Raw genomic sequence first — 19,395 nt, 5'->3', positions numbered from 1 at the left:
ACGTACGTTACCCTACTGCAGGCTCGTCAAGTTCATCTGAAGCGCAGCCGTTTTATGTTAATTCACCATTCGGTATTGCGCTTGCGCACAATGGTAATTTAACCAATGCTGAAACTCTAAAGCAGCAACTGTTCTCAGAAGCGCGTCGTCACGTTAATACAACGTCTGACTCAGAAATACTACTTAATATCATGGCACATGAGCTAAGTAAGTCTGACAAATTACATTTAGACGCTGAAGACATCTTCACTGCAGTAACCGAAGTAAACAACAAAGTAACCGGTGGCTACGCCGCTATTGCGATGATTATTGGCCACGGTGTTTTAGCATTTCGTGACCCTAATGGTATCCGTCCTTTGGTATTTGGTAAGCGTGAAACCCCTAAAGGCACTGAGTACATGTTTGCCTCAGAAAGCGTAGCATTAAAGCCAGACGGCTTTGAATTTGTGCGTGACGTTGCACCAGGTGAAGCGATTTACGTAACTGAAGATGGCCAATTTCATTCACAAAGCTGTGCTGAAAAAGCTTCTTATGCGCCGTGTATTTTTGAGTTTGTTTATTTTGCTCGCCCAGATTCAACCATCGATCGTATGTCGGTTTACGCAACGCGTGTAAATATGGGTACTAAACTGGGTGAAAAAATTGCGCGTGAGTGGAGCGATAAAGACATTGATGTTGTTATCCCAATTCCTGAAACCTCATGCGATGTGGCGTTAGAAATTGCCCGCATGCTTGATTTACCTTACCGCCAAGGCTTTGTTAAAAACCGTTATATTGGTCGTACATTTATCATGCCTGGCCAAGAAATGCGTAAAAAGTCAGTGCGTCAAAAGCTAAATGCGATTGACCGTGAGTTTAAAGGTAAAAACGTTTTACTGGTTGATGATTCAATTGTACGCGGTACAACCTCGGCACAAATTGTAGAAATGGCCCGTGAAGCCGGAGCAAAAAATGTGTATTTTGCCTCAGCAGCACCAGAAATTCGTTTTCCTAATGTGTATGGTATTGATATGCCATCTGCCGCAGAGCTTATTGCGCATGGCCGCGAAGTTGAAGACATTAACCAAAGCATCAGTGCTGATGGCTTAATTTTTCAATCGCTAAACGATTTAATTGCCGCTGTAAGCCAAGAAAACCCAGAAATTACTAAGTTTGAAACCTCTGTATTTGATGGGCAATACATTACCGGTGATATCGATCAAGATTACTTAAACCATATTGATCAATTGCGTAACGACTCGGCTAAAAGTAACCGCGAAAACGCCATGTCATCAGGCCTTGAAATACACAATCAAGATGCCAACGAAGCTGATTAATGTGTGATTAAACATAATCAGACATAAAAAAAGGAGCTAATTAGCTCCTTTTTTGCGAAGGAAAGAAAGGGAACACTTCATATCAAACAACGTGGTTGATTAGGTAAACATTGGACTCACAATGCCGTTAGTCCAAAGTATTGCGGTTACAGCTAAAATTATTACCAATAAAATTAGCCCGCAGGTAACAACAGAGCTGGCATAAATAAAGCCGCGCTCTTGTGGAATATGCATTAGTATTGGCACGCCTGTATAAAGCAAGTACACCGAGTAGGCTAGGGCAATCATACCTACGCAAACAACAAACCACAGCTCAGGTAAAAAAGCGGCTAAGGCCGACATAAACACGGGTGTAGCAGTATAAGCGGCAAGTTCAAGCGTTTGTGTAAAGGTAGGTTTAGCACCAAATGTAACGGCCATCCAATGGGCTAAATAGGCCAGTGCAAACACACCGGCTATTAACGCACCATACATAGCCACGGCAATTAGCAGTGCGCTTTCATGTGTTAAAAATACTGGGTTGCCCGCACCAATACTCCAGCCTAAATACACCGATGAGTAATACCCCATAATCGATGGAAATAATGCAATAAGTAAAATATGCGACAGGCTATAAGTCAGGCTTTCGTGGCGGTTATCTATTGTTTGCCATTCTTCGAGTGGATGAGCATAAATGCCCCACAGGTGGTTCAGTATCATAGCGGTACTCCATAAAAGGAACGTATTACTGTTGGTTATAATTTAGTTTTAGTTAGTTTGTTTTTTATACAGCACCTATATTTATGGTTTAGTTCATATACAAAGTCAAGTTAACTGCTTATTAACATTTTAAAGAGGTTGTTTTAGCTCGTTTTATTCTTCGTTATTTTTCGTGTTAAAATGGCTTTTTATTATTTGAAGTAACGAGCAGCCCTGTGCCACATAGCGAACTTTTAGCCCCTATTAATAATTTTTTATTGTGTGAAACCCCAAATGAATGGGTTATTGAGGCAGTAAAAAAAGAAAATTTATCGATTATTTTAATCGATCACTTAATTTGTGAGTTAAAAGCAGCGCAAAGTGCAATGTTTTTAATTCGTAAGTACGCGGTAGATAAAGACAGCAGCGATGCATTACTTGAATGGCTAAAGCCCTTTGAAACACTTATTTATAAACGCGAAGGTAATTGGCGTGATTTAGCGGCTAAAAATAAACTTACAAAATCTATTATCCCAAAGTCTAACTCACCTTACGGGCAAGATTTAATAGATAAAATGGTGATGCTAATAAAAGAAGAATTACATCACTTTTACCAAGTGCTCGAAATAATGGACGAGTATGGAGTAGAGTACCGCAGTATTACACCGTGTCGTTACGCTAAAGGGATGCTACGTAACGTTAAAACGTTTGAGCCTAATGCATTAGTCGATAAACTAATTGTAGGTGCTTATATTGAGGCTCGCTCATGTGAGCGTTTTGCTGCACTTGCTCCACATGTTGATAAACGCTTAGGCGATTTTTATATTTCATTGCTTCGCTCTGAGGCGCGCCATTATCAAGATTACTTAACACTGGCACAAGAAATTGCTGATTTTGATATTACTGAGCGAGTCGACTTTTTTGGTAAAATTGAGGCTGATTTGATCACTAGCCCTGATGAAGACTTTAAATTTCACAGTGGCGCTCCTGCACTAGTTACTAATTAAAGCAGTGTTATTTAGCTCTTCAAGCACACCGGTTAGTTAGGTGTGCTACTTCTTTCTATAAAGTCTATGAGCTCAAGCGCCGTGCTTTGAGAAAAGCCATGTTTTACTAATAGCTCTTTTGCGGTGCCATTGTATAAAATAGTAGAAAAGCCTTGTTCAAGCGCGTCTCTTTTTTGTTTTGCATCAGGGTCAGACTTTGGAAACATAACATGCAGTTGATGATGCTCTAAATCGGGCGAAATATATTCAACTTGTGGCGCGCCGGGTTCATTAAGTTTTTCGGTGTTTTTTAACCAGTATTCACCCACTTCTTTAGTGCCTGCTACTAAGTCTATTCGTCCTTTTTGAAGCATATATAAACTGTTAATTAACCCGCGAGTTGAGGTTACGGCCAGGCCATTACTTTCAGAAAAAACTTCACTTACTGCGTAGCCAACGCCTTTACAAATACTGTATGGCTGTAAAGAGTCCATACTGCCGTCATAGTTTATTTGTCTGTCTTTGAGCTTAAATAGTCCAACGTATACGTTAGCAAGTGGGCGAGAATAATAAAAAAGATCAGTACGCGACTTTGTATAAAAAGCGCCTAAAATTGCATCTTTTTTATTTATTTTGGTAAGCTCCAGCGCCCTGTTCCAGCTGGTAAACTCGATGTCGTTATTAATATTTTGATTAGCTAAGGCCGCTTTAGTTAAGGCAGTAACCCAGCCGTTATCAATTAAGCGCTCACCAATATAGGGTGGGGAGTTTTCGGCGACGAGCTGCCAATTTTCTGAGGCATACCCTTTGGAAAAAATGCAACAAAGCACCAAACAATAAATAGCTTTATACATATATCCTTATCCTATTACCAAAAAGTACTTAAATAATAGTCAGGATTTGAGATTATGCGAAGGGCGTATTAATGAGTTTTTGACCTTGCGGAGTAACCACTAAATATGAGCCTTGAGTATACCAATCACCAAGCACAGTGCGTGTTAGTGTTTGCTTACCTACAGAGTAAGTGTGTACGTTAGGGCGGTGGGTGTGGCCGTGTATCATGTTGCTTACATTATACTTGGCAAACATCGCTAGTACGGCGTCATCTACTACGTCTAAAATTTCTATGGGTTTGTCGGCTTGGCTTAATTTGCTTTTTTCTCTGGCATTGCGAGCAATTTTTTTTCTGTACCATAGTGGCATTGCTAACATTAATTTAGGCCACCACCAACCGCGACTTTTTTTACGAAACTTTTGATACTCAATATCTTGGGTACACATTTCATCACCGTGCAAAATAACAGTGGGAGTGCCATATAAATCTATAACCGTTTGCTCGTTTAGCAATACCATACCTGCGCGTTTAGCGTATTGCTCACGCATAATAAAATCGCGATTACCGTGTATAAAGTACACTGGTGTACCGCCAGCTTTAACGGCTTTTAAATGCTTTGCTACCTCACTAGCCAATTCTGTTACGTAGTCATCCCCAACCCATACTTCAAAAAAATCACCTAAAATATACAGTGCATCTACGGGCTTACCAATAATGTGCGTATTTATAAAGCGATAAAAGGCCTCGCTAATATCTGGGCGGTTTTCACTTAGGTGTAAGTCTGCAATAAAGTAGGTTTGAGAAGTCATAGAGGCATCTAGTTAGGTTAAATAAAAGCGGGCGCATACATAATGTACCATGCCCGCTTAATTACTCAGTATATGAGTAAACGTTTAGCTTACAGTAACGTTTTCGATGATTACATTTTCAAGCGGTACGTCTTGGTGAAAACCAGCGCTGCCTGTTGCTACACCTTTAATTTTATTTACTACGTCCATGCCTTCAACTACTTCAGCAAATACACAGTAACCCCAGCCTTGCGAAGTTTCGCTGCTGTGGTTTAAAAAGTCGTTGTCGTTAACGTTAATAAAAAATTGGGCTGTTGCTGAATGTGGATCAGGCGTACGCGCCATTGCTAATGTACCTACTTTATTAGATAAGCCATTATTTGCTTCGTTTTGAATTGGGTCGTTAACGTCTTTTTGTTCCATACCAGGTACAAATCCACCGCCTTGCACCATAAAGCCGTCAATTACGCGGTGAAAAATAGTGCCGTTGTAAAAACCTGAGTTTGCGTACTCTAAAAAGTTTTTAACTGTGTTTGGAGCTTCTTGCTCAAACATTTTAATGGTGATGTCACCAAAGTTAGTGTGTAGAACAACCATGTGGTTTCCTATATCTGGTTTAATTAGTCGCGCTATTTTATCTTAGTTAACTAAGATAAACAAAGTGCTTGTTCAATATAACCAATGCTGCCCAAGGTATATACTTGTGCGTTTTACAGGGGGTTAATATCGAGGCGGTATTTTGCCGTTGTGGTATTTTCTCTCAATATATAACCACGCACAGAACAAGAGCCTGTTAAGCAATAAACAGAGTGGTTTAAAACTGATTTTTACAGTGTTATTAATTTTAACAACAGAACCTCTATTACACACAATCAAGACCTCGCCAAAATTGGTTTTGATTCCAACTTAAACACGCGCATTGAGGTGGTTTGGGTATAAAAAGCGCTAGAGCGGGGGCTTTTCAAGTGTTAACATAGCCAACTCAGCAAACAGTCAAGGACTAAAAGTAAATGGTACAAATATACAACACACTCACGCGACAAAAAGAGCAGTTTAAACCTATGGTCGAAGGCAAAATCGACATGTATGTGTGTGGTATCACCATTTATGATTTTTGTCATATCGGTCATGCGCGTACATTTGTCGGGTTTGATGTTATTGTCCGCTACCTTCGCCACCTTGGTTACGACTTAAAATACGTACGTAATATTACCGACGTAGATGACAAAATAATCAAACGCGCAAACGAAAATGGCGAGTCAATTAATGAGCTAACTTTGCGTATGACCCAAGCCATGCACGAAGACTTTGATAGCCTAAACATGCTGCGCCCAGATATTGAACCTACGGTTACAAACCATATGGATGAAATTATCGAAATGGTTGAGCGCTTAATTGCAAAAGGCCATGCGTACGTAGCAAACGACGGCGACGTGCTTTTTGATGTTTCTACGTTTGAGCAGTACGGCGCACTATCGCAGCAAGATTTAAGTATGCTCCAAGCAGGCTCTCGCGTAGAGGTTGCACAGGATAAAGACGATCCACTTGATTTTGTATTGTGGAAAAAAGCAAAAGCAGGCGAACCTTCATGGTCATCTCCGTGGGGAGAAGGGCGTCCGGGTTGGCATATAGAATGTTCAGCAATGAGCTCAAAGCATTTAGGCGAGCATTTTGATATTCACGGTGGCGGCTCTGATTTACAGTTTCCGCATCACGAAAACGAAATTGCGCAATCATGCTGTGCAAACAATGGTAAGTATGTAAATACGTGGATCCATACAGGCATGGTACAAGTAAATAAAGAAAAAATGTCTAAATCATTAGACAACTTTTTTACTGTGCGTGAGGTACTAAAAACATATGACGCTGAATCAGTTCGTTACTTTTTAATCTCTGGGCATTACCGTAGCCAGCTAAATTACTCGCAAGAGAATTTAGATCAAGCACGTTCATCGCTTGAACGTATTTACACAGCACTTCGTGGTGTTGAGCCAATAACGTGCGATATTGAAAACAATGAGTACGTGGCTAAATTTAGAAAAGCCATGAATGATGATTTTAATACACCAGAGGCGTTACCGGTTTTATTTGAACTGGCTAAAGAGCTAAACCGTGTTAAAGACACCGATACACAGCAAGCAGGGCAATTAGCATTTGTGCTACGCAGCATAGGTGAAGTACTTGGTGTTGCCCAGCAAGCACCTGAATCGTTTTTGCAAGGCGGGCAAGATGATGATGAAGTGGCCACTATCGAAGCGCTGATTGTAAAACGTAATGAAGCGCGCGCAAACAAAGATTGGGCCGCTGCAGATGAAGCACGTGATGCACTTAATGCACTCGGTGTCGTGCTTGAAGACTCAGCAGGTAAAACAACATGGCGTAAAGCGTAAATGCGTTAAAGTAGCTTTTAAACTAAAAAGGGTTGCCAGTTGGCAACCCTTTTTTAATGCTAAGGCATTAAATTAACTGTGGTATTTTTCACATGCTTCGAGGGTATTTTCAATTAAACTTGCTACAGTCATTGGGCCAACGCCACCCGGTACAGGAGTAATAAAATCAGCTTTTTGCTCTGCAACACTGTACTGAACATCGCCCACTAACTTGCCTGTATCTAAACGGTTAATACCTACATCAATCACAATCGCACCTTCTTTTACCCACTCACCAGGTATAAATTCAGGTTTACCTACGGCCACTACTAATAAGTCTGCGCGGCGCACATGGGTTTCTAAGTCTTGTGTAAATTTGTGACATACCGTTGTAGTACAACCGGCAAGTAATAACTCAAGCGACATAGGGCGGCCAACAATATTAGAGGCACCAACAACTACCGCATGCATCCCTTTGTAACGCACGCCCGTTGAATCTAATAAGGTAATAATCCCTTTGGGTGTACATGGGCGCAGCGCCGGCATACGTTGCGCTAAGCGGCCAATATTGTAAGGGTGAAAACCGTCTACATCTTTATGTGGTGTAATACGTTCTAAAATCTTTTCTGCATCTAGGCCTTCAGGTAGCGGTAGTTGCACCAAAATACCATCTACTTCGCCATCGTTATTTAGCTCATCAATTAATGCTAGTAGTTCTTCTTCGCTGGTTTGCGCAGGTAAATCAAATGACTTTGAAATAAATCCTACTTCTTCACACGCTTTACGCTTGGAGCCAACGTAAACTTGGCTTGCAGGGTCAAGCCCTACCAGTACTACTGCTAAACCGGGTGCACGTAAACCGTTTGCAACGCGTTCGCTTACGCGCTCAGCCACTGCACTACGTACTTGTTTTGCGATTGCCTTACCATCAATGATGTTTGCCGTCATGGGGGACCTTTAATTGGGGTTAAATAAACTTCGATACTTATATTTTAAAAGCATCTGCATATAAAGAGGGGTGTATGCAAAAAATTAATTTTATTAATGCTTTTTTAATATGCAGGCTATTTTCGCAGAAAAGGCCCGAAGCGCCAAGTTGCTTTTAGGTTATAAACCGGTGTTTTCAAAAAAAGCGTCTAAATTTCAGCTTAGTTTTGCAATATTTAACCATTGTGAACTAAAAATGACCGATTGATTTATTTTATGCAAAAAACGTTTGACCTCTCCCAGGCAAATCACTATTATGCACCCCGTTGTCAACGAGGTCACTCGCAGGCAATCGTAAGCATCGGCGATTAGCGCAGTTTGGTAGCGCACTTGGTTTGGGTCCAAGGGGTCGCAGGTTCAAATCCTGCATCGCCGACCACTTCTTTTATTTTTATAATAGAATAGCTTACAGGCAAACTATGAAGTTTTCGATGCGCCCGTAGCTCAGCTGGATAGAGCAACGCCCTTCTAAGGCGTTGGTCGAAGGTTCGAATCCTTCCGGGTGCGCCATTTGAAAACAAAGTAAATACCGTGGTGATTGTAGCTCAGTTGGTAGAGCCCCGGATTGTGATTCCGGTTGTCGTGGGTTCGAGCCCCATCAGTCACCCCAATTTACTTCGAGTATCGGCGATTAGCGCAGTTTGGTAGCGCACTTGGTTTGGGTCCAAGGGGTCGCAGGTTCAAATCCTGCATCGCCGACCACTTTCTCATAAGTGGTCTTAAATTCAACATTTAAGTATTCAACACTATTATCGGCGATTAGCGCAGTTTGGTAGCGCACTTGGTTTGGGTCCAAGGGGTCGCAGGTTCAAATCCTGCATCGCCGACCACTTTCTTAACCTTAAAGAAAGTAAACGAGTAATCACTCAACAATAACTTCTATTTACTTCCTACTAAAATATCGCTTTAACGAACCAGTTAGTCTGTTTTTTACGCAGTTGGTCTCGATCGTAGCTAAACTAGTCCAAATAATTGCCCCCTACACTCGACTATCATAATTATTAGGTTATAATGCCGCGTCTATTGTTTAACATAGTGCCCGAAGGGCAGAGCAGCAATGGGATCTCATGGTAGTGACGGATGCTTTTTAGTGAAAAATCGCTTTAAAATTTATCAAGACTCATGAAGATTACTTTGTTTGTAAGGAAGGCGAACAGTCGCCAAAATTGAATATTGAGGTAAATCATGCAAGTTTCTGTTGAGACGACTCAAGGCCTTGAGCGCCGTCTGACCATCACCGTTCCTGCAGAGAACGTTGAGACCGAAGTAAAAAAACGCTTACAACAACTGTCAAAAACGCAGCGTATCGATGGCTTCCGTGCTGGTAAAGTACCAGTTTCAGTAATTAACAAGCGTTTTGGACCTGCGGTTCGTCAAGAAGTAGCTGGCGAAGTAATGCAGCGTAACTACATTGAAGCAATTGTTGCTGAAAAAATTAACCCTGCTGGCGCACCATCATTTGCACCTAAATCACTTGAAGCAGGTAAAGATTTAGAGTTTACAGCAACGTTTGAAGTATACCCTGAAGTTGAAGTTCAAGGTTTAGACAAAATTGCAGTAGAAAAACCAGCGGTAACAGTAACTGACGAAGATTTAGCAAACATGCTAGAAACACTTCGTAAGCAACACGCTTCTTGGGCTGATGTTGACGCAGCTGCTGGCGAAAACGACCGTGTAACAGTTGATTTCGTAGGTACTATCGACGGTGAAGAGTTTGAAGGCGGCAAAGCTGAAGACTTCCCACTTGAGCTTGGCCAAGGTCGTATGATCCCAGGTTTTGAAGACAACATCGTTGGTAAAAAAGCAGGCGAAGAAGTAGTTGCTGATGTAACTTTCCCTGAAGATTACCACGCTGAAAACCTGAAAGGTAAAGCGGCTCAATTCACTATCACAGTGAAAAAAGTTGAAGCACAAGAGCTACCTGAATTAAGCGAAGAGTTTGCAACTAAGTTCGGTGTTACCGAAGGCGGCGTAGACGCGCTTAAAGAAGAAGTTAAAAAGAACATGACACGTGAGCTAGACCAAGCGGTTAAAGCTAACGTGAAAGACCAAGCGATTAAAGGTCTTTTAGAAAACAACGAAATCGAAGTGCCTAAAGCACTTATTGATCAAGAAGTTGACGCATTACGTCAGCAAGCAGCTCAACGTTTTGGTGGCGACGCTAAAAACATGCCTGAGCTTCCAGCTGAATTGTTCCACGAGCAAGCTGTAACTCGCGTTAAAACTGGCCTATTACTAGGTGAAGTGATCAAAGCAAACGATATCAAAGTTGATGATGAAAAAGTTGAAGCATTAATTGCTACAGTTGCATCTGCTTACGAAGATCCAACTGAAGTAGTAGAATACTACAAAGCAAATGATCAACTTATGCAGCAAATGCGTAATGTTGCAATGGAAGAGCAAGCTGTTGAAGCTATTTTAGCTAAAGCAAACGTGTCTGACGTTGAAAAAGCATTTGATGACATCATGAATCCTCAGCAAGGTGCTCAATAAGTCATTGACTTAAGCGCTCGCTAACGATTAAATGGCTCGTGTTACTCTGTTTATGCAGTGTGCCCGGGCCATTTTAGTTTGTGCCCCATAATTTGCGAAAAATGATAACTATGCTTCCTTTAGTAAGAAAAAGCATAAGCGCATAAGGAATTAAAAAAGTATGAACACTGGTATGACAGATCCCCTAAATGCATTAGTCCCTATGGTTGTTGAACAAACAGCTAAAGGTGAGCGCTCGTATGACATTTATTCGCGTCTATTAAAAGAGCGAATTATCTTTTTAACGGGCCAAGTTGAAGACAACATGGCAAACCTAATTTTAGCGCAAATGCTATTTTTAGAATCAGAGAACCCTGAAAAAGATATCTTTTTATATATTAATTCACCAGGTGGTTCGGTAACCGCTGGTATGGCAATTTACGATACAATGAACTTCATCAAACCAGATGTAAGTACAATTTGTGTTGGCCAAGCGGCAAGCATGGGCGCATTTTTGCTTACTGCTGGCGCTAAAGGTAAGCGTTTTTGTTTACCAAACTCACGTGTAATGATTCACCAACCGTTAGGTGGTTTCCAAGGTCAAGCATCTGACTTTGAAATACACGCAAAAGAAATTCTGTCTATTAAAGACAAACTTAACCGCTTAATGGCAGAGCATACAGGCCAGCCATTAGATGTTATTTCACGCGATACTGACCGTGATAACTTTATGAGTGCATCACAAGCTGTAGATTACGGCCTGGTTGACTCAGTGTTTACAAATCGCGAAAGCAAGTAAGCGTGTAGGCAAGCAAATAATTGCTTGCCACTTTGAGTTACTATGCGAAAACCAGTAAATTTTGGTATAGTTAAAAGCGAATTTGAAATAGTTGCCAACCTTATTTGGCAGCCAACGTATAAAAGAGGTAGCTGAATGTCTGACACTCCTACAGACGGCGACAAAAGTAATAAATTGTTATACTGCTCTTTTTGTGGCAAAAGCCAACACGAAGTGCGTAAATTAATTGCAGGTCCTTCAGTATACATTTGTGATGAATGTGTAGAGCTGTGTAACGATATTATCAGGGAAGAAATCAAAGACATTGCTCCTAAGCATAATTCGTCTGATAAACTACCTGTGCCAAAAGAAATTCGTAATCACTTAGATGACTACGTAATTGGTCAAGACCATGCTAAAAAAGTATTGTCTGTAGCGGTATACAATCACTATAAGCGCCTACGTAACCAATCTACAAAGCAAGAAGTGGAACTAGGTAAAAGTAACATTTTGCTTATTGGCCCTACAGGTAGTGGTAAAACATTACTGGCAGAAACACTTGCGCGTTTACTTGATGTACCGTTTACTATGGCAGATGCAACTACACTAACCGAAGCCGGTTATGTAGGTGAAGATGTAGAAAACATCATTCAAAAACTGCTACAAAAATGTGACTACGACGTAGAAAAAGCGCAACGTGGTATTGTTTACATTGATGAAATTGACAAAATTTCGCGTAAATCAGATAACCCATCTATTACACGTGACGTGTCGGGTGAGGGCGTACAACAAGCGCTGCTTAAACTAATTGAAGGCACGGTTGCCTCAGTCCCACCACAAGGTGGTCGTAAGCACCCGCAGCAAGAGTTTTTACAGGTTGATACCTCTAAGATTTTATTTATCTGTGGTGGTGCCTTTGCAGGCCTAGATAAAGTAATCGAACAGCGTAGCCATAAAAATACCGGAATTGGCTTTGGTGTTAACGTTAAAGAGTCAGCGTCGAGCCGCTCTTTAAGCGAAACATTTAAAGACGTAGAGCCAGAAGATTTAGTTAAGTACGGCTTAATTCCTGAGTTTATTGGTCGTTTACCTGTTGTTGCTACATTAACTGAGCTTGATGAAGCGGCACTTGTACAAATATTAAGTGAACCTAAAAACGCCATTACTAAACAGTTCTCTGTATTGTTTGGTATGGAAGACGTTGAATTAGAGTTCCGTGATGATGCACTAAGCGCTATTGCTCACAAAGCAATGGAGCGTAAAACAGGTGCTCGCGGACTTCGCTCAATTGTTGAAGGCGTACTGCTTGATACTATGTATGAGCTGCCATCAATGGATGATGTAAGCAAAGTGGTTATAGATGAAACCGTGATTAAAGGTGAATCTGACCCAATCTTGATTTATGAAAACAATAATCAAGATAAAGCTGCATCAGAGTAGTTTTTAAGCTATTTGTATAAAAAAGGAGCCTTAGGCTCCTTTTTTTATAATTAATTTGAACGAGTTGAGGAAAATTGTTGAACTTTAATTAGATTATCCCCATATACTTGAGTAATCTTTTAAATAAATGAAGTGCGAAGAGAAACTATAATGACGCTTGAGAGAACCGATCGAGTCGAAATCCCAGTGTTAGCACTGCGCGATGTTGTGGTATATCCGCACATGGTGATCCCGCTTTTTGTAGGCCGTGAAAAATCAATAAAATGCCTCGAAGCGGCAATGGATAAAGACAAACAAATTTTCTTGGTTGCACAAAAAGATGCAACTGTAGACGAACCTGAGCAAGACGATATTTACCGTATCGGTACTATTGCTACTGTACTTCAGTTATTAAAGTTACCAGACGGTACAGTTAAAGTTTTAGTTGAAGGTACGCAGCGCGCACAAATTGAAGAATTTGTAGATAACGATGAGTTTTTTGTAGCGAATGCTCAGTTCATCGAATCTGATTCAGTGGATGAGCAAGAGCAAGATATTTTCATCCGCAGCGCTGTTAGCCAGTTTGAAGGCTATGTAAAACTTAATAAAAAAATTCCACCTGAGGTATTAACCTCTGTTTCAGGTATTGATGAGCCAGCACGCCTTGCCGATACAATGGCAGCGCATATGCCCTTAAAAGTGCCTGAAAAACAAAAAGTGTTAGAAATTTCAAGCGTTACAGAGCGCTTAGAATACTTAATGGCACTGATGGAAGGTGAGATAGACTTATTGCAAGTTGAGAAAAAAATTCGTACCCGCGTGAAAAAGCAGATGGAAAAATCTCAGCGCGAGTACTACCTCAACGAGCAAATGAAAGCCATTCAAAAAGAACTTGGTGAGCTTGATGATGTACCTGACGAATTTGAAGCGCTTAAAAAGCGTATTGAAGAATCAGGTATGCCAGAAGAAGCGAAAGAAAAAGCATCAGCTGAGCTTAATAAGCTTAAAATGATGTCGCCAATGTCTGCAGAGGCCACTGTAGTGCGTTCATACATTGATACGTTAATTAACGTACCATGGAAAAAACGCTCTAAAGTGAAAAAAGACTTAGCAGGCGCGCAAAAAATTCTTGATAGCGATCACCATGGCTTAGATAAAGTTAAAGAACGCATAATTGAATACCTCGCGGTGCAACAACGTACTAATAAGCTTAAAGGGCCTATTTTATGTTTAGTAGGACCACCGGGTGTTGGTAAAACATCACTAGGGCAGTCTATTGCACGCTCTACGGGTCGTAAATATGTTCGTATGGCGTTAGGTGGTGTACGTGACGAAGCTGAAATTCGTGGCCATCGTCGTACTTACATTGGCTCTATGCCAGGCAAGCTGATTCAAAACATGACAAAAGTGGGCGTTAAAAACCCATTATTCTTGTTAGATGAAATCGACAAAATGTCATCTGATATGCGCGGCGACCCAGCATCAGCACTATTAGAGGTGCTCGATCCGGAGCAAAACAGCCACTTTGCTGATCACTACTTAGAAGTTGATTACGATTTATCGGATGTAATGTTTGTAGCAACATCAAACAGCTTTAATATTCCTGGTCCATTATTGGACAGAATGGAAGTTATTCGCTTATCGGGTTACACCGAAGATGAAAAGCTAAACATTGCAAAAGAGCACTTAATTACTAAGCAAGTTAAACGCAATGGTTTAAAACCTTCTGAGCTAGTAATAGAAGACAGTGCAATTATTGGCATTATTCGTTACTACACGCGTGAAGCGGGCGTACGTAATTTAGAGCGCGAAGTATCTAAACTATGTCGTAAAGCCGTTAAAAATATCTTACTTGATAAAGAGACTAAAACAGTCACTGTCAATCAAGATAACCTAGAAGAGTTTTTAGGGGTACAGCGCTACGACTACGGTAAAGCTGAAGACGGCGATCGCATTGGTCAGGTAACAGGCTTAGCGTGGACCGAAGTAGGCGGCGATTTACTGACCATTGAATGTGCGGCTGTGCCAGGTAAAGGCAAGCTAAGCTACACAGGCTCACTGGGCGATGTAATGCAAGAGTCGATACAAGCGGCCATGACGGTGGTTCGTAATCGTGCTGATACGTTCCGTATTAATAACGATTTTTACGAAAAACGCGACATTCATGTGCATGTACCAGAGGGCGCGACCCCTAAAGATGGCCCAAGCGCCGGTGCAGCAATGGTAACGGGTTTAGTATCGAGCTTAACAGGTAACCCCGTTAAAGCCGATGTAGCAATGACAGGTGAAATAACACTGCGCGGTGAAGTACTGCCTATTGGTGGCTTAAAAGAGAAACTACTTGCTGCACACCGTGGTGGAATTAAAACAGTCATCATTCCTAAAATTAACGAACGTGACTTAAAAGAGATCCCAGATAACGTACTGGCAGGCTTAGATGTTCACCCAGTTACATGGATTGATGAAGTATTAAAGTTAGCTTTAGTGCATCCTGTTGAGAGTTTTTCAGTCGAAACACCGAAAAACCAATAAAAAACCCAAAAAAAGTGCTTTAAAGGGCTTTTCAAATCTAATCGGTATGATAAGTTAAGCACTGGTTTTCGAGCCTAGCCCTTATGGGGCCTAGGCTTAAGAAAAATATAATCATGTGAGCATTAAAAGTTTGCTCTAAAATTTTCAAAAAAGTGATGTTAGTTTAAAAAACAATCGCTCTTGATAATAACAATGAAAGAGGATGATATTGTGAATAAATCTCAATTAATCGATCAAATCGCAGCTGACGCTGACATTTCTAAAGCGGCTGCAGGTCGTGCACTAGATTCATTCATCGAGTCTGTATCTGGAGCGCTTAAAGATGGCGATTCAGTTGCACTTGTAGGTTTTGGTACTTTCTCAGTACGCGAGCGTGCTGCTCGTTCAGGCCGTAACCCACAAACTGGTGAAACTATCCAAATCGCTGCGGCAAATATTCCTTCTTTCAAAGCCGGTAAAGCGCTGAAAGACGCAGTAAACTAATCACTGTTTAAATACAGATTAGTTATGGCGAGTGTATATAAACTTAATTATCCTAATCGATGAATTAAGTAACTTCACCGCCAGTTACTTCAAGTGAAAAAGCGTATCTGGTAAGATACGCTTTTTTTACATATGACAAGGTAAAATACCTTGATCAATAAGAGATAAACAAATGCTTGAGAAAATCAGAGAGGGCTCACAGGGTCCTGTAGCCAAAATAATTTTAGGCGCGGTGATTTTATCTTTTGCCTTAGCAGGGATCGGTAGTTACTTAGGTCAAACCCCAGAACAACCCGTTGCTGAAGTAAATGGAATTAAAATTAGCCAAACCGAATTTAATCGTGCTTATCAAAACGAACGTAGCCGTTTAGAGCAACAATTTGGCGAATACTTTGCACAAATCAGTGCAGATCCAAATTACATGGCGCAAATTCGTCAAGGTGTAATTGACCGCTTAGTACAACAAGAATTGCAATCACAATTAGCGGCAGATTTAGGCCTTCGCGTAAGCGACGACAGCGTACGTAAAACAATTTTAGAACTACCGTACTTTCAAATTGGTGAAAAATTCAATAACGACCGTTACCTACAAGTAATTCGTCAAATGAACTTTCAACCAGATGCTTTTCGTGAGTACTTACGTAAAGACATGACACGCAGCCAATTAGTGTCTGCGGTTGCTGGTACTGAGTTTGCACTTGAAAACGAGCTTAAACGCGCTGCAGCCCTGCAGCAGCAAACGCGTAGCATAGACTACCTTGTGTTAAGCAAAGAAGCGTTACAAGCAAACGTAGACGTATCTGAGCAAGAAATTGCTGATTACTACGAGCTAAACGCATCACAATTTTTATCGCCAGAGCGTGTATCGGTTGATTACATTGAGCTTAAAGCACAAGATATCACCGTAGAGTCGGTAACAGAAGACGACGTAAAAGCGTATTATGAGCAAAATAAAGCACAATACATCGAGCCTGAAAAACGCCGTGTATCGCACATTTTAATTGATAACAGCGAAGATGATGATGCCGCGCTTGAAAAAGCCAACGCATTACATGAGCAGTTAGAGCAAGGTGCTGATTTTGCACAGCTTGCAGAGTCATCATCTGATGATGTTGTGAGTGGCGAAATGGGCGGCGACCTAGAGTGGATTGAGCGCGATGTAATGGACCCAGCTTTTGAAGATGCTGCATTTGCGCTTCAAAACAAAGGTGATATTTCAGAAGTTGTAGCATCAGAGTTTGGTTATCACATTATTAAACTTACTGACTTACAGCCAGAGCAAGTGAAAGCGTATGACGACGTAAAAGCCGACTTACGTGCAGAGCTTGAGCAAACTGAAAAAGTAGATGCGTTTTACGAAAAGCAAACAGAAATGGGTGCCTTAGCATTTGAGATTTCTGACCGTTTAGACGATGCTGCAGAAGTGGCAGACGTTGAAGTTAAAACCACGCCACTTGTTGCACGTAATGCATTGCCAGAGCCACTTAATACACCTGCGGTAATTTCTCAGTTGTTCTCAGTAGAATTACTTGAAGATAAAGTAAACTCAGAAGTGATTGAGCTAGGTGATGAGCACGTTATTGTAGTACGTGTAAATAAATATGAGCCATCTGCAACTAAACCGCTTGCGCAAGTGAGTGAGCAAATCAAAACACGTTTAGTTAATGAAAAAGCATCAACACTTGCTAAAGAAAAAGCACGTGAGTTATTTGCACAAGTCCAAGCAGGTAAAACGCTAAGCGATGTGGCCAGTGAGCAAAACCTAACGGTACGTGAAGAAGCGAGCTTAACGCGTCAAAGCTACACGGTTTCGCCTGCTATTGTAACGCAAGCGTTTAAAATGCCTCGTCCTAATGATACACCAAGCACAGACGTGGTTGATTTAAACAACGGTGATGCGGCAATTGTTGCACTTAAATCGGTAAGCGATGCGCAAGTAACCGCAAATATCGACCCGCAAGTACAGCAAAACATTACTATGGCGCAAGCTAACAAAAACTACTTAGCGTTTATTGAGTCTTTAAAGGCTAAAGCTGAGCTAAATCTACCTGTGGTAGAGCAAGCAGCAGAATAATCGCGATACATTAAAAAAAGGCGCGCTACTTTATAAGTAACGCGCCTTTTTTATAACTTCAATGTGCTTAGTAAAATGATTAGGCAGTATTGTTTTATAAATATAAGCTTAGTATTAACAGCAAATTAAGCGCTGTGTTACTTTTGATTGCGGATTTTGAAACACCTCTTCAGTACGCCCATATTCTACTACCTCACCTTTTTCAAGCACTACTAGCTGATCGCTGATATGGCGCACTAAACTTAAATGGTGCGTAATGAGTACATAAGTTAAACCGGTTTCTTTTTGCAGCTTAAGTAATAAGTTAACTGTTTGCGCACGAACGGAGGGATCTAAAGCCGACAGCGCTTCATCAAGCACCACCACTTTAGGGTCTAAAATGAGCGCCCGCGCCAACGCTACACGCTGCAATTGGCCTACACTAAACATGTGAGGGTAATAATGTTGATGATCGATTAGCAGTCCCACTTTAGAAAGCGTGGCATCTATTTTTTCTTGGCGAGCCAGTTGGTCTGAATCGGTATTATACTGCAAGCAATCATCTAGCATATCACCTATGGTGAGACCCGGATTGAGCGAGGCAGCGGAGTCTTGGAATATCATGCGGATATGTCGACATTGATCATCGCGCACGCCGTCATCCTCAATAATATTACTTTCTAATAAAATTTGCCCACTGTCGGCGCTATCTGCCCCTGCGAGTAATTTAGCGAGTGTACTTTTACCCGCACCGGTTTCACCGATTACTGCGATTGTTTCGCCTTTGCCCACACAAAAAGAGATATTTTTTAGTACCTCAAATTTTTTGCGGCTAAATAAACCGGCACGTATGTTAAAGGTTTTACAAAGCGCTTGTACTTTTAATACCGGTTGCATTACTTCATCTCCTTAATAAGCGGAAAATGACACGCATAGCTGTGCCCATGGTGCTTAGTAAGTGCAGGGGTAATTACACATTCTTTTTGTGCTTGAGGGCAGCGTGGGCCTAATCGACAACCTATAGGTAAATGTTGCAAAGTAGGGATAGTGCCTTTAAGTGCATAAAAGGGTTCTTTGTGTGCTAAGCCTTGCTCATAATTGGGTAAGCTTTTTAATAACGCTTGCGTGTAAGGGTGGCGAGGCTGGCGAAAAATACGTTGTGTAGGGCCGGCTTCAACCATTTGCCCACAATATAAAACATGAATACCGTGCGACCAGTCGGCTATTTCTTCAAGCTCATGAGAAATCATCAAAATAGACATATTTTTTAATTGATTTAAGCTTTTTAGCAACCTAAATACCTGTGCACGGGTGGTGCTTTCAAGCGCTGTAGTCGGCTCATCAGCAATTAGTAGCTTAGGAGTGCGCGCTATGGCCATGGCAATCATGACCTTTTGGCACACGCCTTCTGAGAGCTCGTGCGGGTAACTATCAAGCACAGCATCGTGGTTTTTAATACCCACTTTATGGATAAGTGCTTTTACGCGGTCTTTACGTTCTCTATTGCGCTTTAAAAAAAAGCCTTTAGTGGATGTTTCAGGCAGTGTTTCGGCTATTTGGTCAAATATTTTAGCGGTCGGGTCAAGGCAGCGGCTAGGGTCTTGGTAAATCATCGCAATGTCTTGGCTGACTGTTTTTCTGCGTTGCTCTGGGGTTAAGCGCATTAAATCAACACCGCGCCAATGCATTCTATCGGCTG

At 41.3% G+C, this 19,395-nt stretch carries 17 protein-coding genes and 5 tRNA genes; 15 read left to right on the top strand and 7 right to left on the bottom strand.

Going from position 1 to position 19,395, the window contains the following annotated elements; all coding sequences use genetic code 11:
* Positions 1-1,316, top strand: a 1,316-nt coding sequence (gene purF / locus L650_RS0106300; RefSeq protein WP_029772562.1) for an amidophosphoribosyltransferase, incomplete at its 5' end; no start/stop codon positions are given.
* 99 nt (positions 1,317-1,415) lie between these two features.
* Here the strand turns inward: purF and L650_RS0106295 are convergent.
* Positions 1,416-2,015, bottom strand: a complete 600-nt coding sequence (locus L650_RS0106295) for a Yip1 family protein (protein ID WP_004586887.1) — start codon at positions 2,013-2,015, stop codon at positions 1,416-1,418.
* Between the two features lie 215 nt (positions 2,016-2,230).
* On the opposite strand from L650_RS0106295, the gene miaE reads away from it, so the two are divergent.
* Entirely contained in the window at positions 2,231-3,001 is a 771-nt protein-coding gene (gene miaE / locus L650_RS0106290) for a tRNA isopentenyl-2-thiomethyl-A-37 hydroxylase MiaE (RefSeq protein WP_004586888.1), read from the top strand.
* 32 nt (positions 3,002-3,033) lie between these two features.
* On the opposite strand, the gene L650_RS0106285 is transcribed toward miaE, so the two are convergent.
* The 3 genes from L650_RS0106285 to L650_RS0106275 all read right to left on the bottom strand — a co-directional run bounded on the left by L650_RS0106285 (position 3,034) and on the right by L650_RS0106275 (position 5,200).
* Positions 3,034-3,834, bottom strand: a complete 801-nt coding sequence (locus L650_RS0106285) for a substrate-binding periplasmic protein (RefSeq protein WP_004586889.1) — start codon at positions 3,832-3,834, stop codon at positions 3,034-3,036.
* 52 nt (positions 3,835-3,886) lie between these two features.
* Positions 3,887-4,624 (bottom strand): UDP-2,3-diacylglucosamine diphosphatase, encoded by a 738-nt coding sequence (locus tag L650_RS0106280; protein ID WP_029772560.1) that lies wholly within the window; start codon positions 4,622-4,624, stop codon positions 3,887-3,889.
* 84 nt (positions 4,625-4,708) lie between these two features.
* Positions 4,709-5,200: a peptidylprolyl isomerase gene (locus L650_RS0106275; RefSeq protein ID WP_024032242.1), complete on the bottom strand. Its 492-nt coding sequence runs from the start codon at positions 5,198-5,200 to the stop codon at positions 4,709-4,711.
* 142 nt (positions 5,201-5,342) lie between these two features.
* On the opposite strand from L650_RS0106275, the gene L650_RS24820 reads away from it, so the two are divergent.
* Entirely contained in the window at positions 5,343-5,513 is a 171-nt protein-coding gene (locus tag L650_RS24820; RefSeq protein ID WP_411157019.1) for a hypothetical protein, read from the top strand.
* Between the two features lie 100 nt (positions 5,514-5,613).
* Complete coding sequence (cysS, locus tag L650_RS0106270; RefSeq protein ID WP_029772558.1) at positions 5,614-6,993, top strand: cysteine--tRNA ligase; 1,380 nt, start codon at positions 5,614-5,616, stop codon at positions 6,991-6,993.
* A 72-nt stretch (positions 6,994-7,065) separates the two neighbouring features.
* Here the strand turns inward: cysS and folD are convergent, their stop codons facing one another.
* Positions 7,066-7,920, bottom strand: coding sequence for a bifunctional methylenetetrahydrofolate dehydrogenase/methenyltetrahydrofolate cyclohydrolase FolD (gene folD / locus L650_RS0106265; protein ID WP_029772557.1), 855 nt, complete (start codon positions 7,918-7,920; stop codon positions 7,066-7,068).
* A gap of 341 nt (positions 7,921-8,261) precedes the next feature.
* Between folD and L650_RS0106255 the strand changes: the two genes are divergently transcribed.
* The 11 genes from L650_RS0106255 (at position 8,262) to L650_RS0106200 (ending at position 17,717) form a co-directional block, all read left to right on the top strand.
* Positions 8,262-8,338: transfer RNA gene (locus L650_RS0106255), tRNA-Pro, on the top strand.
* Between the two features lie 54 nt (positions 8,339-8,392).
* Positions 8,393-8,469: transfer RNA gene (locus L650_RS0106250), tRNA-Arg, on the top strand.
* A 24-nt stretch (positions 8,470-8,493) separates the two neighbouring features.
* A tRNA-His gene (locus L650_RS0106245) sits at positions 8,494-8,569 on the top strand.
* A 15-nt stretch (positions 8,570-8,584) separates the two neighbouring features.
* Positions 8,585-8,661 (top strand) — tRNA-Pro (locus tag L650_RS0106240).
* A 51-nt stretch (positions 8,662-8,712) separates the two neighbouring features.
* Positions 8,713-8,789 (top strand) — tRNA-Pro (locus tag L650_RS0106235).
* Between the two features lie 355 nt (positions 8,790-9,144).
* The gene (gene tig / locus L650_RS0106230; protein WP_029772556.1) at positions 9,145-10,452 is read left to right on the top strand and encodes a trigger factor; all 1,308 of its coding nucleotides are present in this window, start codon (positions 9,145-9,147) and stop codon (positions 10,450-10,452) included.
* 160 nt (positions 10,453-10,612) lie between these two features.
* Positions 10,613-11,230 carry an ATP-dependent Clp endopeptidase proteolytic subunit ClpP gene (gene clpP / locus L650_RS0106225; RefSeq protein ID WP_024033798.1) on the top strand — a complete coding sequence of 206 codons (618 nt, stop codon included), beginning with the start codon at positions 10,613-10,615 and terminating at the stop codon, positions 11,228-11,230.
* A 135-nt stretch (positions 11,231-11,365) separates the two neighbouring features.
* Positions 11,366-12,649, top strand: a complete 1,284-nt coding sequence (clpX, locus tag L650_RS0106215) for an ATP-dependent protease ATP-binding subunit ClpX (RefSeq protein ID WP_004586896.1) — start codon at positions 11,366-11,368, stop codon at positions 12,647-12,649.
* A 150-nt stretch (positions 12,650-12,799) separates the two neighbouring features.
* Entirely contained in the window at positions 12,800-15,160 is a 2,361-nt protein-coding gene (gene lon, locus L650_RS0106210; RefSeq protein ID WP_029772555.1) for an endopeptidase La, read from the top strand.
* A 183-nt stretch (positions 15,161-15,343) separates the two neighbouring features.
* Entirely contained in the window at positions 15,344-15,643 is a 300-nt protein-coding gene (locus L650_RS0106205) for an HU family DNA-binding protein (protein WP_286247754.1), read from the top strand.
* Between the two features lie 172 nt (positions 15,644-15,815).
* Positions 15,816-17,717: a SurA N-terminal domain-containing protein gene (locus L650_RS0106200; protein WP_024033800.1), complete on the top strand. Its 1,902-nt coding sequence runs from the start codon at positions 15,816-15,818 to the stop codon at positions 17,715-17,717.
* A gap of 114 nt (positions 17,718-17,831) precedes the next feature.
* Here L650_RS0106200 and L650_RS0106195 read toward each other — a convergent pair whose 3' ends face one another.
* Both L650_RS0106195 and L650_RS0106190 read right to left on the bottom strand, forming a co-directional pair.
* Complete coding sequence (locus tag L650_RS0106195; RefSeq protein ID WP_004586900.1) at positions 17,832-18,593, bottom strand: ATP-binding cassette domain-containing protein; 762 nt, start codon at positions 18,591-18,593, stop codon at positions 17,832-17,834.
* Positions 18,593-19,395, bottom strand: an 803-nt coding sequence (locus L650_RS0106190; RefSeq protein WP_029772553.1) for an oligopeptide/dipeptide ABC transporter ATP-binding protein, incomplete at its 5' end; no start/stop codon positions are given. The genes L650_RS0106190 and L650_RS0106195, both read right to left, overlap by 1 nt.

The organism is Pseudoalteromonas sp. TB51, from assembly GCF_000498055.1.
In the GTDB taxonomy this organism is placed as follows: Bacteria; Pseudomonadota; Gammaproteobacteria; order Enterobacterales; family Alteromonadaceae; genus Pseudoalteromonas; species Pseudoalteromonas atlantica.
This window is presented reverse-complemented; position numbering and strand designations above follow the sequence as displayed.

Coding starts and splice junctions, on each gene's coding strand:
- tig (WP_029772556.1), top strand. CDS start 9,145: ATGCAAGTTTCTGTTGAGACGACTCAAGGCCTTGAGCGCCGTCTGACC.
- clpP (WP_024033798.1), top strand. CDS start 10,613: ATGAACACTGGTATGACAGATCCCCTAAATGCATTAGTCCCTATGGTT.
- cysS (WP_029772558.1), top strand. CDS start 5,614: ATGGTACAAATATACAACACACTCACGCGACAAAAAGAGCAGTTTAAA.
- clpX (WP_004586896.1), top strand. CDS start 11,366: ATGTCTGACACTCCTACAGACGGCGACAAAAGTAATAAATTGTTATAC.
- lon (WP_029772555.1), top strand. CDS start 12,800: ATGACGCTTGAGAGAACCGATCGAGTCGAAATCCCAGTGTTAGCACTG.
- L650_RS0106195 (WP_004586900.1), bottom strand. CDS start 18,593: ATGCAACCGGTATTAAAAGTACAAGCGCTTTGTAAAACCTTTAACATA.
- L650_RS0106280 (WP_029772560.1), bottom strand. CDS start 4,624: ATGACTTCTCAAACCTACTTTATTGCAGACTTACACCTAAGTGAAAAC.
- L650_RS0106285 (WP_004586889.1), bottom strand. CDS start 3,834: ATGTATAAAGCTATTTATTGTTTGGTGCTTTGTTGCATTTTTTCCAAA.
- L650_RS0106295 (WP_004586887.1), bottom strand. CDS start 2,015: ATGATACTGAACCACCTGTGGGGCATTTATGCTCATCCACTCGAAGAA.
- L650_RS0106200 (WP_024033800.1), top strand. CDS start 15,816: ATGCTTGAGAAAATCAGAGAGGGCTCACAGGGTCCTGTAGCCAAAATA.
- L650_RS0106275 (WP_024032242.1), bottom strand. CDS start 5,200: ATGGTTGTTCTACACACTAACTTTGGTGACATCACCATTAAAATGTTT.
- folD (WP_029772557.1), bottom strand. CDS start 7,920: ATGACGGCAAACATCATTGATGGTAAGGCAATCGCAAAACAAGTACGT.